Origin of the sequence: Streptomyces sp. BBFR2 (genome assembly GCF_044497305.1) — a bacterium.
Classification (GTDB): domain Bacteria; phylum Actinomycetota; class Actinomycetes; order Streptomycetales; family Streptomycetaceae; genus Streptomyces.
This window is the reverse complement of sequence record NZ_CP172415.1, coordinates 3,863,097-3,878,454: the sequence shown is the minus strand read 5'-3', so window position 1 is coordinate 3,878,454 and position 15,358 is coordinate 3,863,097. Positions and strand designations below refer to the sequence as shown.

12 protein-coding genes are annotated in these 15,358 nt (G+C 71.4%); 2 read left to right on the top strand and 10 right to left on the bottom strand.

From position 1 onward, the window contains the following. Positions 1-234: 234 nt before the first annotated feature. Together fahA and ACGH2B_RS15540 are read left to right on the top strand one after the other, a co-directional pair. Positions 235-1,446, top strand: coding sequence for a fumarylacetoacetase (gene fahA, locus ACGH2B_RS15545; protein ID WP_399089098.1), 1,212 nt, complete (start codon positions 235-237; stop codon positions 1,444-1,446). A gap of 173 nt (positions 1,447-1,619) precedes the next feature. Further along, the gene (locus ACGH2B_RS15540) at positions 1,620-2,099 is read left to right on the top strand and encodes a hypothetical protein (protein ID WP_399089096.1); all 480 of its coding nucleotides are present in this window, start codon (positions 1,620-1,622) and stop codon (positions 2,097-2,099) included. 108 nt (positions 2,100-2,207) lie between these two features. On the opposite strand, the gene nuoN is transcribed toward ACGH2B_RS15540, so the two are convergent. The 10 genes from nuoN to nuoE are packed head-to-tail and all read right to left on the bottom strand — an operon-like array spanning position 2,208 to position 15,355. Beyond that, positions 2,208-3,851, bottom strand: a complete 1,644-nt coding sequence (gene nuoN / locus ACGH2B_RS15535; protein WP_399089094.1) for an NADH-quinone oxidoreductase subunit NuoN — start codon at positions 3,849-3,851, stop codon at positions 2,208-2,210. Between the two features lie 5 nt (positions 3,852-3,856). Next, positions 3,857-5,518, bottom strand: coding sequence for an NADH-quinone oxidoreductase subunit M (locus ACGH2B_RS15530; protein ID WP_399097029.1), 1,662 nt, complete (start codon positions 5,516-5,518; stop codon positions 3,857-3,859). Positions 5,519-5,530: 12 nt separating this feature from the next. Beyond that, positions 5,531-7,423: an NADH-quinone oxidoreductase subunit L gene (nuoL, locus tag ACGH2B_RS15525; protein WP_399089092.1), complete on the bottom strand. Its 1,893-nt coding sequence runs from the start codon at positions 7,421-7,423 to the stop codon at positions 5,531-5,533. Between the two features lie 13 nt (positions 7,424-7,436). Next, positions 7,437-7,736, bottom strand: coding sequence for an NADH-quinone oxidoreductase subunit NuoK (gene nuoK, locus ACGH2B_RS15520; RefSeq protein ID WP_030283548.1), 300 nt, complete (start codon positions 7,734-7,736; stop codon positions 7,437-7,439). After that, positions 7,733-8,581 carry an NADH-quinone oxidoreductase subunit J gene (locus tag ACGH2B_RS15515; protein ID WP_399089090.1) on the bottom strand — a complete coding sequence of 283 codons (849 nt, stop codon included), beginning with the start codon at positions 8,579-8,581 and terminating at the stop codon, positions 7,733-7,735. The genes nuoK and ACGH2B_RS15515 overlap by 4 nt, the downstream gene beginning before the upstream one ends. Then, the gene (gene nuoI / locus ACGH2B_RS15510) at positions 8,578-9,195 is read right to left on the bottom strand and encodes an NADH-quinone oxidoreductase subunit NuoI (RefSeq protein ID WP_399089088.1); all 618 of its coding nucleotides are present in this window, start codon (positions 9,193-9,195) and stop codon (positions 8,578-8,580) included. The genes ACGH2B_RS15515 and nuoI overlap by 4 nt, the downstream gene beginning before the upstream one ends. Then, positions 9,188-10,582 (bottom strand): NADH-quinone oxidoreductase subunit NuoH, encoded by a 1,395-nt coding sequence (gene nuoH / locus ACGH2B_RS15505; RefSeq protein ID WP_399089086.1) that lies wholly within the window; start codon positions 10,580-10,582, stop codon positions 9,188-9,190. The genes nuoI and nuoH overlap by 8 nt, the downstream gene beginning before the upstream one ends. After that, entirely contained in the window at positions 10,579-13,131 is a 2,553-nt protein-coding gene (locus ACGH2B_RS15500; RefSeq protein ID WP_399089084.1) for an NADH-quinone oxidoreductase subunit G, read from the bottom strand. Before ACGH2B_RS15500 ends, nuoH begins: the two co-directional genes overlap by 4 nt. Next, positions 13,128-14,483, bottom strand: coding sequence for an NADH-quinone oxidoreductase subunit NuoF (nuoF, locus tag ACGH2B_RS15495; RefSeq protein WP_399089082.1), 1,356 nt, complete (start codon positions 14,481-14,483; stop codon positions 13,128-13,130). Before nuoF ends, ACGH2B_RS15500 begins: the two co-directional genes overlap by 4 nt. Further along, positions 14,483-15,355: an NADH-quinone oxidoreductase subunit NuoE gene (gene nuoE / locus ACGH2B_RS15490; RefSeq protein ID WP_399097026.1), complete on the bottom strand. Its 873-nt coding sequence runs from the start codon at positions 15,353-15,355 to the stop codon at positions 14,483-14,485. The genes nuoF and nuoE overlap by 1 nt, the downstream gene beginning before the upstream one ends. Positions 15,356-15,358: the final 3 nt, after the last annotated feature.

The following is a 15,358-nucleotide window of genomic DNA, read 5'->3' as shown; positions in this document are numbered from 1 at the left end:
GACCACGGTGGCGACCCGGCCCCGCCCGTGTACGTACGGGCCTCGGCCCCGCACCCGATCGCGCCCTCCCCCACCCGTTTCCGCCACCCGGCCAGGGGCTGCGAGAAGTTATCCACAGGGGCCGCGGCGGGCGGTGGGCGGGCCGTAGTCTGCTGATCGACCCCACGGCCACCGGCCGGGCGGGCGGGGCCACCACGCCGCGCCCGCCGGTGACGACGAACGCGAGGAGCTGGCATGACCGAGCAGAGCCCGTTCGACCTCCCCGAAGACGACCCCTTCGGCCCGCACACCCTGCCCTACGGCGTGTTCACCCTCGCCGGGGCGCCCGCGCGCCGCCGCATCGGCGTCCGCTACGGCCGGTACGTCCTCGATCTGAGCGCGCTGCCCGCGCCCCTGCGCCCCGCCCACGCCGGACTGCTGGCCGCGCCCTCCCTCAATGCTCTGCTGGCCGCGGGACGGGCGGTGTGGACGGAGGTCCGGAGCGCCGTCCGCACCGCGCTGACCGACCCCGCGCACCGCTCCGTCGTCGCCCCCCTGCTGCACCCTCTCGACGACGTCACCCTCCACCTCCCCTTCGACGTCGCCGACTACGTCGACTTCTACGCCAGCGAGCACCACGCCACCAACGTCGGCAAGATCTTCCGCCCGGACGGTGCCGCCCTCCCGCCCAACTGGAAGCACCTGCCGATCGGCTACCACGGCCGCGCCGGCACCGTCGTCGTGTCAGGCACCCCGGTGGTCCGCCCCAACGGCCAGCGCAAGGCCCCCGGCGACGCCACGCCGACGTTCGGCCCCTCCGGCCGCCTCGACATAGAGGCCGAGGTCGGCTTCGTCGTCGGCACCCCCTCCACACTCCACGAGCCCGTCGCGCTGGAGTCGTTCCGCGACCACGTCTTCGGTGTCTGCCTCGTCAACGACTGGTCCGCCCGCGACATCCAGGCATGGGAGTACGTCCCGCTCGGCCCGTTCCTCGGCAAGTCCTTCGCCACCTCCGTCTCCGCGTGGATCACCCCGCTCGACGCCTTCGACGACGCCCGCACCGCCCCGCCCGCCCGCGACTTCCCGCTGCTGCCCTACCTCGACGACACGGCCGCCGAGCCGGGCGGCATCGACCTGCGCATCGAGGTCCGGATCAACGACGAGACCGTCTCCCGGCCCCCGTTCTCCTCGATGTACTGGACGGCAGCCCAGCAACTGGCCCATATGACCGTCAACGGCGCCTCCCTGCGCACCGGCGACCTCTACGCCTCCGGTACGGTCTCCGGCCCCGAGCCGGACCAGCGCGGCTGCCTCCTCGAACTCACCGAGGGCAAGGGCCCGTTCCTCCAGGACGGCGACGAGGTCACCCTGACCGCATGGGCCCCCGGCCCCGACGGCGCCCGCATCGGACTGGGCGAGGTCACCGGCCGCATCCTCCCCGCACCGGAGGCACCGGCCGCACCCTGACCTCCCGGCCACCGGCCGCAGCGGCGGCGGGAGACGGAGGCGCGGCGGTCGGCGGTCGGCGGTCGGCGGTCGGCGGTCGGCGGTCGGCGGTCGGCGCACGATCGTCACCTCCTCTCCACACCCCTCCTGCTAGCCTCACGGCTCCCAACTCCCCACCGATCGAGGAGACGCAGGTGCGCAAGGCAGCGCAGATCGCCGGAGCGGCCGCCCTCGCCGCGATGCTGCTCAGCGGCTGCGGCAGCAGCAGCTCCGAGGACAAGCCGGCCACACCGGAGAGCAGCGCGCCGTCGGCCCCCGACGCGGGCTCCAAGCCCAGCGGGGACGCGGCGCTGGAGGGTGCCTGGGAGACCAAGGAGGGCGGCGACCCGCTCATCCTGGTGTTCAAGAACGGCACCGCCGCCCTCAGCCGCGGTCACGAGGCGGGCTGCCTGGGCAAGGTCGAATCGATGGCCGGACTGTCGATGGTCGCGCTGAAGTGCACCGACGGGGACACCAGCCGCACGATGGGCCGCCTCAAGCCCGGCGCGGACGGCAAGAGCCTGACCGTCACCTGGAAGGGCGGCCCGACGGAGAAGTACCAGCGCGCGGAAGACGGCAAGGTGAAGATCCCGGATCTGCCGAAGCTGCCCAGCGGCGCGCCGAACGGCGGCTGAGCCCGGCCCGTACGACGGCCGCCGCCCGGACCCTGCACAAGGGTCCGGGCGGCGGCCGTTCTTCTCCGGGCGGGACCGGGCGTGGTGCCCCGGGCCCGCCCGGCGGGGTCAGCGGACGAAGGTGCCCGCCTGCCCCGCGAGGTCGAGGAAGTACTGCGGCGCCAGGCCGAGCACCAGCGTGACGACGACGCCGATGGCGATGGCCGTCGTCGTGAGCGGGCTGGGCACGGCGACCGTCGGGCCGTCGGCCTTCGGCTCGTTGAAGAACATCAGCACGATCACGCGGATGTAGAAGAACGCGGCGATGGCCGACGACAGCACACCGATGACGACGAGCCAGCCGGCGCCGCCCTGCGCCGCCGCCTTGAAGACGGCGAACTTTCCGGCGAACCCGGAGGTCAGCGGGATACCCGCGAAGGCCAGCAGGAAGACCGCGAACACCGCGGCGACCAGCGGTGAACGGCGGCCCAGCCCCGCCCACTTCGACAACTGTGTCGCCTCCCCCCCGGCGTCCCGGACCAGGGTGACGACGGCGAACGCGCCGAGCGTCACGAAGGAGTACGCGGCGAGGTAGAAGAGGACGGACGAGATGCCGTCCCGGTTGGTGGCGAGGACACCGGCGAGGATGAACCCGGCGTGGGCGATGGAGGAGTACGCCAGCAGCCGCTTGATGTCGTTCTGCGTGATGGCGACGATCGCGCCGCCCAGCATCGTGACGATGGCGACGGCCCACATCACCGGCCGCCAGTCCCACCGCATCCCGGGCAGTACGACATACAGCAGCCGCAGCAGCGCGCCGAAGGCGGCGACCTTGGTGGCGGCGGCCATGAAGCCGGTGACGGGGGTGGGGGCGCCCTGGTAGACGTCCGGCGTCCACATGTGGAAGGGGACCGCGCCGACCTTGAAGAGCAGGCCCATCAGGACGAGCGCGCCGCCGATGAGCAGCAGGGCGTCGTTGCCCATCGTGCCCGCCAGAGCGGGGTCGATCTGCTTGGCGCCGTCGGCGATGACCTCGGCGATGCCCGCGTAGGTGACCGTTCCGGCGTAGCCGTAGAGCAGGGCGATGCCGAAGAGGAGGAACGCCGAGGAGAACGCGCCGAGGAGGAAGTACTTGAGGGCGGCTTCCTGGGAGAGCAGACGCTGGCGGCGGGCGAGCGCGCAGAGGATGTAGAGCGGGAGGGAGAAGACCTCCAGGGCGATGAAGAGGGTCAGCAGGTCGTTGGCGGCGGGGAAGATCAGCATGCCGCCGACGGCGAACAGCAGGATCGGGAAGACCTCGGTGGTGGTGAACCCGGCCTTGACCGCCTGCTGTTCGGCCGCGCCGCCCGGCACCGCGGCCGCCTGCGCGGCGAAGGAATCGACGCGATTGCCGTGCGCCACCGGGTCGAGGCGCCGCTCGGCGAAGGTGAACACCGCGACCAGGGACACCAGCAGAATGGTGCCCTGGAGGAAGAGCGCCGGGCCGTCGACGGCGAGGGCGCCCATCGCCGCGAGATGCGCCTTGGTGGTGGCGAAGCCGCCCGCGGCGAGGCCGATGACCGCGGCGAACCCGGCGGCCAGCGCCACGACGGAGAGCAGCAACTGCGCGGTGTAGCGGTTACGGCGGGGCAGGAACGCCTCGATGAGGACGCCGACGACCGCGGCGCCGAGGACGATGAGGGTCGGGGCGATCTGGGCGTACTCAATGTGCGGGGCCGGGATCCTCCCGGGCGCCTCGGCCGCCGTTGTCCACAGGGTGTGGACGTCTGTCACGGGGTTCACTTCGCGGCCTCCGCATCGTGGTGGTGCGCGGGGTGACCGGCCCGCTGGTGCCCGGGCACCGCGTCCACCCGCACCTCGGGCTTGGGGTCCTGCTCGTCCACGACGGAGAGGGTGTGGTCGACCGCGGGGTTGACGAGGTCGGTCAGCGGCTTGGGGTACACGCCGAGGAAGAGCAGCAGGGCGATCAGCGGGCCGACGACGACCAGCTCGCGGACGCGCAGATCCGGCAGGGCACGGATCTTCTCGTCCTTCGGCGGGCCCGTCATCGTCCGCTGATAGAGGACGAGGACGTAGAGCGCGGCGAGGACGATGGCGACGGTGGCGATGATGCCGATGACCGGGTAGCGGCTGAACGTGCCGACGAGGACGAGGAATTCGCTGACGAACGGGGCGAGACCGGGCAGCGAGAGGGTGGCCAGGCCGCCGATGAGGAAGGTGCCGGCGAGCAGCGGCGCGGCCTTCTGCACCCCGCCGTAGTCGGCGATGAGCCGGGAGCCGCGGCGGCTGATGAGGAACCCGGCGACCAGCATCAGCGCGGCGGTGGAGATGCCGTGGTTGACCATGTAGAGGGTGGCGCCGCCCTGGCCCTGGGAAGTCATCGCGAAGATGCCCAGGATGATGAAGCCGAAGTGGGAGATCGAGGCGTAGGCGATCAGCCGCTTGATGTCCCGCTGGGCGACGGCGAGCAGCGCGCCGTAGAGGATGCTGATCAGGGCCAGGACGAGGATGACCGGGGTGGCCCAGCGGCTGGCCTCGGGGAAGAGCTGGAGGCAGAAGCGGAGCATCGCGAAGGTGCCGACCTTGTCGACGACCGCGGTGATCAGCACGGCGACGGGCGACGTGGACTCGCCCATGGCGCCCGGCAGCCAGGTGTGCAGCGGCCACAGCGGCGCCTTCACCGCGAAGGCGAAGAAGAAGCCGAGGAACAGCAGGCGTTCGGTGCCGGTGCCGAGGGCCAGATGGCCGGCGGCGCGCGCCTCGACGATCTGCTGGAGCGAGAAGGTGCCGGCGCCGAGCTGATCTGCGGTGACGGCGTAGAGACCGATGACCGCGGCGAGCATGATCAGGCCACCGGCGAGGTTGTACAGCAGGAACTTCACCGCGGCGCTCGCCCGCCGGGCCGCCGCCCCCTCCTCGTCGGCGCCGCTCGCGCCGTCCCCGAAGCCGCCGATGAGGAAGTACATCGGGATGAGCATGGCTTCGAAGAAGAGGTAGAAGAGGAAGACGTCGGTGGCCTCGAAGGAGAGGATCACCATCGCCTCGACCCCGAGGATCAGGGCGAAGAAGCCCTGGGTGGGCCGCCAGCGGCGGTTGGGCCGGGCCTCCTCCAGCGGGTCGGCGTCGTGCCAGCCCGCGAGGATGACGAACGGGATGAGCAGCGCCGTCAGGGCGATCAGGGCGACGGCGATGCCGTCCACCCCCAGCTCGTAGCGGACGCCGAAGTCGGCGATCCAGGCGTGGGACTCGGTGAGTTGGAACGGTCCCTTCGCGCCGGGGTCGAAGCGGAAGGCGATGACCAGGGCCAGCGCGAAAGTGGCGACGGAGAAGAGCAGCGCGACCCATTTGGCGGCGGTGCGCCGGGCCGCGGGGAGCGCGGCGGTGGCGACGGCGCCGACCGCCGGGAGCGCCGCGGCGCAGGTCAGCAACGGGAACGACATGGCTGCCATGGGTCAGACACCCCTCATCAGCAGGGTCACGGCGACGAGGACGGCGGCCCCGCCGACCATTTGGGCGGCGTAGGAACGGACGAAGCCGTTCTGCAGACGGCGCAGACGGCCGGAGAGTCCGCCCATGGTGAGGGCCGTGCCGGTGACGGCGCCGTCGACGAGGGTGTGGTCGAGGCGGACGAGGGTGTCGGTGAGATGGGTGCCGCCGCGGACCAGGACCACGTGGTTGAAGTCGTCCTGGAGGAGGTCGCGGCGGGCGGCGCGGGTGAGGAGAGAGCCGCGGGGCGCGGTGGCCGGTACGGGCTTGCGGCCGTACATCAGCCAGGCGGTGGCGACGCCGATCAGGAGGACGACGACGGTGGCGGCGGTGGTGGCCGTCGCACCGAGCGGCGGGTGGCCGTGGGCGAGGGAGGTGACGGGCTCCAGCCAGGTGACGAAGGCTTCGTTGACGCTGAACAGGCCGCCGGCGAAGACCGAACCGAAGGCGAGGACGATCATCGGGATGGTCATGGTCTTCGGGGATTCGTGCGGATGGACCTCGTCCGGATCCCAGCGCTTCTCACCGAAGAAGGTCATCAGCATCACGCGGGTCATGTAGAACGCGGTGATCGCGGCGCCGAGGAGGGCCGCGCCACCGAGGATCCAGCCCTCGGTGCCGCCCTTGGCGAACGCCGCCTCGATGATCTTGTCCTTGGAGAAGAAGCCGGAGAGACCGGGGAAACCGATGATCGCCAGATAGCCGAGGCCGAAGGTGACGAAGGTGACCGGCATGTGCTTGCGCAGCCCTCCGTAACGCCTCATGTCGACCTCGTCGTTCATCCCGTGCATCACCGAACCGGCGCCGAGGAAGAGGCCCGCCTTGAAGAAGCCGTGGGTGACGAGGTGCATGATCGCGAAGGCGTAGCCGATCGGGCCGAGGCCGGCGGCGAGGATCATGTAGCCGATCTGCGACATCGTGGACCCGGCGAGGGCCTTCTTGATGTCGTCCTTGGCGCAACCGACGATCGCACCGAAGAGGAGCGTGACGGCGCCGACCACGACGACCGCGGTCTGCGCGGCGGGCGCGGCGTCGAAGAGCGCCCCGGAGCGGGTGATGAGGTAGACGCCCGCGGTGACCATGGTGGCGGCGTGGATGAGGGCGGAGACCGGGGTCGGGCCCTCCATCGCGTCCCCGAGCCAGGACTGCAGCGGCACCTGGGCGGACTTGCCGCAGGCGGCCAGCAGCAGCATCAGCGCGATGGCGGTGACCTTGCCCTCGCCCGCCGAGGTCGCGGTACCCGCCGCGTCGAGGACCGGGCCGAACGCGAAGGTGCCGAAGGTGGTGAACAGCAGCATGATCGCGATGGAGAGGCCGACGTCACCGACGCGGTTGACGAGGAACGCCTTCTTCGCGGCGGTGGCGGCGCTGGGCTTGTGCTGCCAGAAGCCGATGAGGAGGTACGAGGCGAGGCCGACGCCCTCCCAGCCGACGTACAGCAGCAGGTAGTTGTCGGCGAGGACGAGCAGCAGCATCGCCGCGAGGAAGAGGTTGAGGTACCCGAAGAAGCGGCGGCGCCGTTCGTCGTGCGCCATGTAGCCGACCGAGTAGAGGTGGATCAGTGAGCCGACCCCGGTGATCAGCAGGACGAAGGTCATCGACAACTGGTCGAGCTGGAAGGCGAGATCGGCGCGGAAGCCGCCGACCGGGATCCAGGTGAACAGGTGCTGGTGCAGGGCGCGGTCATCAGCGGCCTTGCCGAGCATGTCGGTGAAGAGGACGGCGGCGACGGCGAAGGAGGCGACCGCGAGGAGCGTGCCGATCCAGTGGCCGGTGCGGTCGAGGCGTTTACCGCCGCACAGCAGCAGGGCCGCACCGACCAGCGGTGCCGCGATGAGCAGCGCGATCAAGTTCTCCACTTTGTGCGACCCCTTACAGCTTCATCAGGCTGGCGTCGTCGACCGAGGCCGTATGACGGGTGCGGAAGATCGTCACGATGATCGCCAGCCCGACGACGACCTCGGCGGCGGCGACGACCATCGTGAAGAAGGCGATGATCTGGCCGTCGAGGTTGCCGTGCAGACGGGAGAAGGTGACGAAGGCGAGGTTGCAGGCGTTGAGCATCAGCTCGATGCACATGAACACCACGATGGCGTTCCGCCTGATCAGCACGCCGGCCGCGCCGATGGTGAACAGCAGGGCGGCGAGGTAGAGGTAGTAGACCGGGTTCATTTGCTGGCCTCCTCCTTCGGCGCCGCCGGGGACGGGGCGGCCGGGGGCTCGGATCCGCCGCGGCCGAGCCATTCCTCCGACCGCTGCTCCAGGGCCTTCAGCTCGGCGAGGGCTTCCCGGGAGACGTCACGGATCTGGCCGCGCCCGCGGAGCGTGGGGTTGACGGTCAGCTCGGACGGGGTGCCGTCGGGGAGCAGGCCGGGGATGTCGACGGCGTTGTGGCGGGCGTAGACGCCGGGGGCCGGGAGGGGCGTGACTTGCTTGCCGTCCTTGATGCGGGCGAGGGACTGCTCGCGCTGGGACGGGGTGCGCTCGGTGCGCTCGCGGTGGGTGAGGACCATCGCGCCGACGGCGGCGGTGATCAGCAGGGCGCCGGTGACCTCGAAGGCGAAGACGTACTTGGTGAAGATGAGGGCGGCCAGGCCCTGGACGTTGCCCCCCGCGTTGGCGTCGCCGAGGCCGTTGAACTCCTTGAGGGAGGCGTTGCCGATCCCGGCGATCAGGAGGACGCCGAAGCCGAGGCCGAGGGTGGCGGCGAGCCAGCGCTGGCCCTTCAGCGTCTCCTTGAGGGAGTCGGCGGCGGTGACACCGACGAGCATCACGACGAAGAGGAAGAGCATCATGATCGCGCCGGTGTAGACGACGATCTGGACGACGCCGAGGAAATAGGCGCCGTTGGCGAGGTAGAAGACCGCCAGGACGATCATGGTGCCGGCCAGGGAGAGGGCGCTGTGAACGGCGCGCCTCATCAGGATCGTGCAGAGCGCGCCGATGACGGCGACGGTGCCGAGGATCCAGAACTGCACGGCCTCACCGGTGGAGGCCGCGGCGGCGAGGGAGTTCATCGTTCCATCACCTCCGGGGCGGCCGGTTCGTTCTCCCCCGTGGTGTGGGCCGCTTCCTGCGGCATCTCGCCCTTGCTGTGGGCGGTCTGACGGACCGTGCCGGGAGCGGCCTCGGTGACCAGGCCCCGGTAGTAGTCCTTCTCCGTCATCCCGGGGAAGATCGCGTGCGGGGTGTCGACCATGGTGTCCTCCAGGCCCGCGAGCAGCTCCTCCTTGGTGTAGATGAGCGATTCGCGGGTCCGGTCGGCCAGCTCGTACTCGTTGGTCATGGTCAGCGCGCGGGTCGGGCACGCCTCGACGCACAGGCCGCACAGGATGCAGCGCAGGTAGTTGATCTGGTAGACGCGGCCGTAGCGCTCGCCCGGGGAGTAGCGCTCCTCGTCGGTGTTGTCGGCGCCCTCGACGTAGATGGCGTCGGCGGGACAGGCCCAGGCGCACAGCTCGCAGCCGACGCATTTCTCCAGGCCGTCCGGGTGCCGGTTGAGCTGATGGCGGCCGTGGAACCGGGGCGCCGTCGGCTTCTTCTCCTCCGGGTACTGCTCGGTCAGCCGCTTCTTGAACATGGCCTTGAAGGTCACGCCGAAGCCGGCCACAGGGTTCTGGAACTCAGGCACCGTCGCCCCCCTTTCCGTCCGTTCCCTCTACGTCACTGACAGTGTCCACCCGGCCACTGACAATCAACTCGCGTTCGTGGCGCGGCCGTCGGCGCGGCACCGGCGGCACCTCCTGTCCGGGCAGCGGCGGGACGGGGAATCCGCCCGCCATCGGGTCGAAGGCGCCGTCGTCCGCACCGTCCGGCTCCTTGCCGTCCGGTGCGGCGCCGCGCCGGAAGAAGTCGGCGACCAGGGAGATCAGCAGCAGGGCGACGGCGGCGCCGGCGACGTACAGGACGATCTGCTGGAAGTCGTGGCCCTCGTTCTTCAGGGCGCGGACGGTGGCGACGAGCATCAGCCACAGCAGCGAGACCGGGATGAGCACCTTCCAGCCCAGCTTCATGAACTGGTCGTAGCGGACCCGGGGCAGCGTGCCGCGCAGCCAGATGAAGAAGAACAGCAGAAGCTGCACCTTGAGCGTGAACCACAGCAGCGGCCACCAGCCGTGGTTGGCGCCCTCCCAGAACGTCGAGACGGGCCACGGCGCGCGCCAGCCGCCCAGGAAGAGCGTGATCGCGACCGCCGAGACGGTGACCATGTTGATGTACTCGGCGAGCATGAACATCGCGAACTTGATGGACGAGTACTCGGTGTTGAAGCCGCCGACGAGGTCGCCCTCGGACTCCGGCATGTCGAACGGCGCGCGGTTGGTCTCACCGACCATCGCGACGATGTAGATGATGAAGGAGACCGGCAGCAGCAGCACGTACCAGCGGTCCTGCTGCGCCTGCACGATCGTCGACGTCGACATCGAACCGGAGTAGAGGAAGACCGCCGCGAACGACATCCCCATCGCGATCTCGTAGGAGATCATCTGCGCGCACGAGCGGAGCCCGCCGAGCAGCGGATACGTCGAGCCGGACGACCAGCCGGCGAGGACGATGCCGTAGATGCCGACGGAGGCGGTGGCGAGGATGTAGAGGATGCCGATGGGCAGGTCGGTCAGTTGCATCGGGGTGCGGTGACCGAAGATCGAGATCTCGTTGTCCGCGGGGCCGAAGGGGATCACCGCGATGGCCATGAAGGCGGGGATCGCGGCGACGACCGGCGCCAGGACGTAGACCGCCTTGTCGGCGCGTTTGACGACCACGTCCTCCTTCAGCATCAGCTTGATGCCGTCGGCGAGGGACTGGAGCATCCCCCACGGACCGTGGCGGTTGGGGCCGATACGCAGTTGCATCCAGGCGACGACCTTGCGCTCCCAGACGATGGAGAACAGCACCGTCAGCATCAGGAAGGCGAAGCAGAAGACCGCCTTGATGACGATGAGCCACCACGGGTCGCGGCCGAACATCGACAGGTCTTCCTGGGCCAGCGCCGTGGTGCCGAGCGCGAGTTGCGGCATCATGCGTCCACCTCCTCGGCCGTCGCCGGGGCACCGGGGACGGCGGCGATCGTGACCGGTTCACCGGGGTGCGCGCCGGTGTCGGCCGCCACGCCGCCGCCGGTGGAGTTCAGCGGCAGCCAGACGACCCGGTCGGGCATCGGCGTGATGTGCAGGGGCAGGCGGACGGTGCCCGCCGGGCCGGTGACGGCCAGCAGCTCGCCGTCGGCGACGCCGGTCTCCCGCGCGGTGGCGGCGGAGAGCCGCGCCACCGCCGGATGCCGGGTGCCGGTCAGCGCTTCGTCGCCGTCCTGGAGTTTTCCCTGGTCGAGCAGGAGTCGGTGGCCGGCGAGGACCGCCTCGCCCGGCTCCGGGCGGGGCACCGGACGGCCGGTCTCCAGCGGGTCGGCGGCGTACGGGCCACCGCGCCCGCCGAAGCGGTCCAGCTCCCGGCGGACGGCGTGCACATCCGGCAGCCCCAGCGGCGTACCGAGCGCGTCGGCCAGCATGTGGAGGACGCGGGCGTCGGCCTGGAGGTGGCGCCGGGTCATCTGGTCCGGTTTGAGCGCCGCCTCGAACATCCGGGCCCGGCCCTCCCAGTTGAGGAAGGTGCCGGGCTTCTCGACGACGGCGGCCACGGGGAGGACGACGTCGGCGCGGTCGGTGACGGCGGACGGCCGCAGCTCCAGGCTGACGAGGAAGCCGACGGCGTCGAGGGCGGCGGTGGCGCGGGCCGGATCCGGCAGGTCGGCGACCTCCACGCCGCCGACGAGCAGGGCGCCCAGCTCGCCGGTGACGGCGGCCTCGACGATCTCGCCGGTGTCCCGGCCGTGGCCGGACGGCAGTTCGGCGACGCCCCAGATCGCGGCGGTCTCCGCGCGGGCGCGCGGGTCGGTGGCGGGCCGGCCGCCGGGCAGCAGCCCCGGCAGGGCGCCCGCCTCGACGGCGCCGCGCTCCCCGGCGCGCCGCGGGATCCACACCAGGCGGGCGCCGGTGGCGGTGGCGAGGCGGACCGCGGCGGTCAGCGCGCCGGGCACGGTGGCGAGGCGTTCGCCGACGACGAGGACGGCGCCCTCGCCCCGCAGCGCCTCGGCCGCCTCGCGTCCGTCGCCGTCGAGACCGACGCCCCCGGCGAGCGCGTCGAGCCATTCGGTCTCGGTGCCGGGGGCGGCGGGCAGCAGGGTGCCGCCGGTCTTGATCAGCCCGCGGGTGGCGTACGGGGCGAGCCCGTAGGTGTGCTGGCCGTGCTTGCGGTGGGCCTTGCGCAGCCGCAGGAAGACGCCGGGCGCCTCCTCCTCCGCCTCGATCCCGGCGAGGAGGACGGCGGGCGCCTGCTCCAGCGCGCGGTACGTGACCCCGCTGCCTCCCCCAAGTTCTCGGCTTCGCTCGAACAGGGAGGTACCCCCCTGGTCCAGACCGCGTCCGGCGACCCGGGAGGCGAGGAAACCGGCCTCCTCGGCGCTGTGCGGGCGGGCCCGGAAGTCGATGTCGTGGGTGCCGAGGACGGTTCGGGCGAACTTGGCGTACGCGTAGGCGTCCTCGACGGTGAGGCGGCCGCCGGTCAGCACGCCGGTGCGGCCGTGGGCGGCGGCCAGACCGCGGGCGGCGGCGGCCAGCGCCTCGGGCCAGCTCGCCGGCTCCAGCTCACCGGTGTCGGCGTTGCGGACGAAGGGGCTCTCCAGCCGGTCGCGCTGCTGCGCGTACCGGAAGGCGAAGCGGCCCTTGTCGCAGATCCACTCCTCGTTGACCTCGGGGTCGTCGGCGGCGAGGCGGCGCATGACCTTGCCGCGGCGGTGGTCGGTGCGGGTGGCGCAGCCCCCGGCGCAGTGCTCGCAGACGCTCGGCGACGACACCAGGTCGAAGGGGCGGGAGCGGAAGCGGTACGCGGCGGAGGTGAGGGCGCCGACCGGGCAGATCTGGATGGTGTTGCCGGAGAAGTACGACACGAACGGGTCGCCGTCGCCGGTGCCGACCTGCTGGAGGGCGCCGCGCTCGATCAGCTCGATCATCGGGTCACCGGCGATCTGGTTGCTGAAGCGGGTGCAGCGGGCGCACAGCACGCAGCGTTCGCGGTCGAGGAGGACCTGTGTGGAGATGGCGACGGGCTTCTCGTACGTCCGCTTGCCGCCCTCGAAGCGGCTCTCCGGGTCGCCGACCTGCATCGCCTGGTTCTGCAGCGGGCACTCGCCGCCCTTGTCGCAGACCGGGCAGTCCAGCGGGTGGTTGATGAGCAGCAGCTCCATGACGCCGCGCTGGGCCTTCTCGGCGACCGGCGAGGTCAGCTGCGTCTTGACGACCATGCCCTCGGTGCAGGTGATGGTGCAGGAGGCCATCGGTTTGCGCTGGCCCTCGACCTCGACGATGCACTGGCGGCAGGCGCCCGCCGGGTCGAGCAGCGGGTGGTCGCAGAAGCGCGGGATCTCGATGCCGAGGAGTTCGGCGGCGCGGATGACCAGCGTCCCCTTGGGGACGGAGAGTTCCACGCCGTCGATCGTCAGCGTGACGAGGTCCTCGGGCGGCTTCGCCGCCTCGCCGCCCCCGCCGTTGTGGGGGGCGTTCGTGGTGACGGTCATGCGTTCACCCCCAGGTGAGCGTCGTTGTCGGCCCAGGCGGTCGACCTGGCGGGGTCGAAGGGGCAGCCCCTGCCGGACAGGTGCTGTTCGTACTCCTCGCGGAAGTACTTCAGGGAGGAGAAGATCGGCGAGGCGGCGCCGTCGCCGAGGGCGCAGAACGACTTGCCGTTGATGTTGTCGGCGATGTCGTTCAGCTTGTCGAGGTCGCCGGGGCGGCCCTTGCCCGCCTCGATGTCGCGGAGCAGTTGGACGAGCCAGTAGGTGCCCTCACGGCAGGGGGTGCACTTGCCGCAGGACTCGTGGGCGTAGAACTCCGTCCAGCGGGTGACGGCGCGGACCACGCAGGTGGTCTCGTCGAAGCACTGGAGCGCCTTGGTGCCGAGCATCGAACCGGCGGCGCCGACGCCCTCGTAGTCGAGGGGGACGTCGAGGTGTTCCTCGGTGAACATCGGGGTGGACGAGCCGCCCGGGGTCCAGAACTTCAGGCGGTGGCCGGGGCGCATCCCGCCGCTCATGTCGAGGAGCTGGCGCAGGGTGATGCCGAGCGGCGCCTCGTACTGGCCGGGGCTCGCGACGTGGCCGCTGAGGGAGTAGAGCGTGAAGCCGGGTGACTTCTCGCTGCCCATGGAGCGGAACCAGTCCTTGCCGCGGTGGATGAGGGCGGGGACCGACGCGATGGACTCGACGTTGTTCACCACGGTGGGGCAGGCGTACAGGCCCTCCACCGCGGGGAAGGGCGGGCGCAGCCGGGGCTGGCCGCGGCGGCCCTCCAGCGAGTCGAGCAGCGCGGTCTCCTCACCGCAGATGTACGCTCCGGCACCGGCGTGCACGGTGACGTCGAGGTCGAGTCCGGAGCCGAGGATGTTCTTGCCGAGGAAGCCCGCCGCGTACGCCTCGCGTACCGCCTCGTGCAGCCGGCGCAGGACGGGGACGACCTCGCCGCGCAGGTAGATGAAGGCGTGGTTCGAGCGGATCGCGTGGCAGGCGATCACGATGCCTTCGATGAGGGAGTGCGGGTTGGCGAAGAGGAGCGGGATGTCCTTGCAGGTGCCGGGCTCGGATTCGTCGGCGTTGACGACGAGGTAGTGCGGTTTGCCGTCGCCCTGCGGGATGAACTGCCATTTCATGCCGGTGGGGAAGCCCGCGCCGCCGCGTCCGCGGAGCCCGGCGTCCTTGACGTACGCGATGACGTCGTCGGGGGCCATGGCGAGGGCCTTGCGGAGCCCTTCGTAGCCGTCGTGGCGGCGGTAGGTGTCCAGGGTCCAGGAGCCGGGCTGGTCCCAGAAGGCGGACAGGACCGGCGCGAGGATCTTCTGCGGGCTGGCTTCGTCGACCTCGGCTGCCATCGTCATCACTTCCCCTCCTCGGCTTCGGGCCCGGACGGGTGGTGCTCGTCGGAGGCCGAGGTCTGCTGCGGCGCGTCGTGGGAGCTGGGGTGGGCCGGGGACGCCTGCTCGCCGGGGGCGCCCGACGGCGGTTCGCCCGGCGGGTGTTCCGCGGTGTGCTCCGCGCCGTCGGCGGTGGTGCGCGGGGCGATGACGTGGTCGGCGGCGCGGCCCGGTGCCGTCTCGCCCTTGGCGAGGCGGAGTCCGACGAGGGAGGCGTGTCCGGCGCCGCCGGTGGCCTCGACGGCGCCGGGGCGCGCGTCGGGGAAGCCGGCGAGGATCCGGGAGGTCTCCTTGAAGGTGCAGAGCGGGGCGCCGCGGGTGGGTTCGACGGTGCGTCCGGCGCGCAGGTCGTCGACGAGGCGCGTGGCGGACTGCGGGGTCTGGTTGTCGAAGAACTCCCAGTTGACCATCACGACGGGCGCGTAGTCGCAGGCGGCGTTGCACTCGATGTGTTCGAGGGTGACGGCGCCGTCCTCGGTGGTCTCGCCGCCCGCGATGCCGAGGTGTTCCTGGAGCCGCTCGAAGATGGCGTCGCCGCCCATCACCGCGCACAGCGTGTTGGTGCAGACGCCGACCTGGTAGTCGCCGCCGTCGGTGCGGCGGTACATGGAGTAGAAGGTGGCGACGGCGGTGACCTCGGCGGTGGTCAGATCGAGGCGGTCGGCGCAGAAGCGGATGCCGGTGCGGCTGACATGCCCTTCCTCCGCCTGGACGAGGTGGAGCAGCGGCAGCAGCGCGGAGCGGGCGCCGGGGTAGCGGGCGATCACCTCCGCGGCGTCGGTCTCCAGCCGGGCGCGGACGTCGTCCGGGTAGTCGGGGGCGGGGAGCGAGGGCATGCC

Coding starts and splice junctions, on each gene's coding strand:
- fahA (WP_399089098.1), top strand. CDS start 235: ATGACCGAGCAGAGCCCGTTCGACCTCCCCGAAGACGACCCCTTCGGC.
- ACGH2B_RS15530 (WP_399097029.1), bottom strand. CDS start 5,518: ATGTCGTTCCCGTTGCTGACCTGCGCCGCGGCGCTCCCGGCGGTCGGC.
- nuoK (WP_030283548.1), bottom strand. CDS start 7,736: ATGAACCCGGTCTACTACCTCTACCTCGCCGCCCTGCTGTTCACCATC.
- ACGH2B_RS15515 (WP_399089090.1), bottom strand. CDS start 8,581: ATGAACTCCCTCGCCGCCGCGGCCTCCACCGGTGAGGCCGTGCAGTTC.
- nuoH (WP_399089086.1), bottom strand. CDS start 10,582: ATGATGCCGCAACTCGCGCTCGGCACCACGGCGCTGGCCCAGGAAGAC.
- ACGH2B_RS15500 (WP_399089084.1), bottom strand. CDS start 13,131: ATGACCGTCACCACGAACGCCCCCCACAACGGCGGGGGCGGCGAGGCG.
- nuoF (WP_399089082.1), bottom strand. CDS start 14,483: ATGACGATGGCAGCCGAGGTCGACGAAGCCAGCCCGCAGAAGATCCTC.
- nuoE (WP_399097026.1), bottom strand. CDS start 15,355: ATGCCCTCGCTCCCCGCCCCCGACTACCCGGACGACGTCCGCGCCCGG.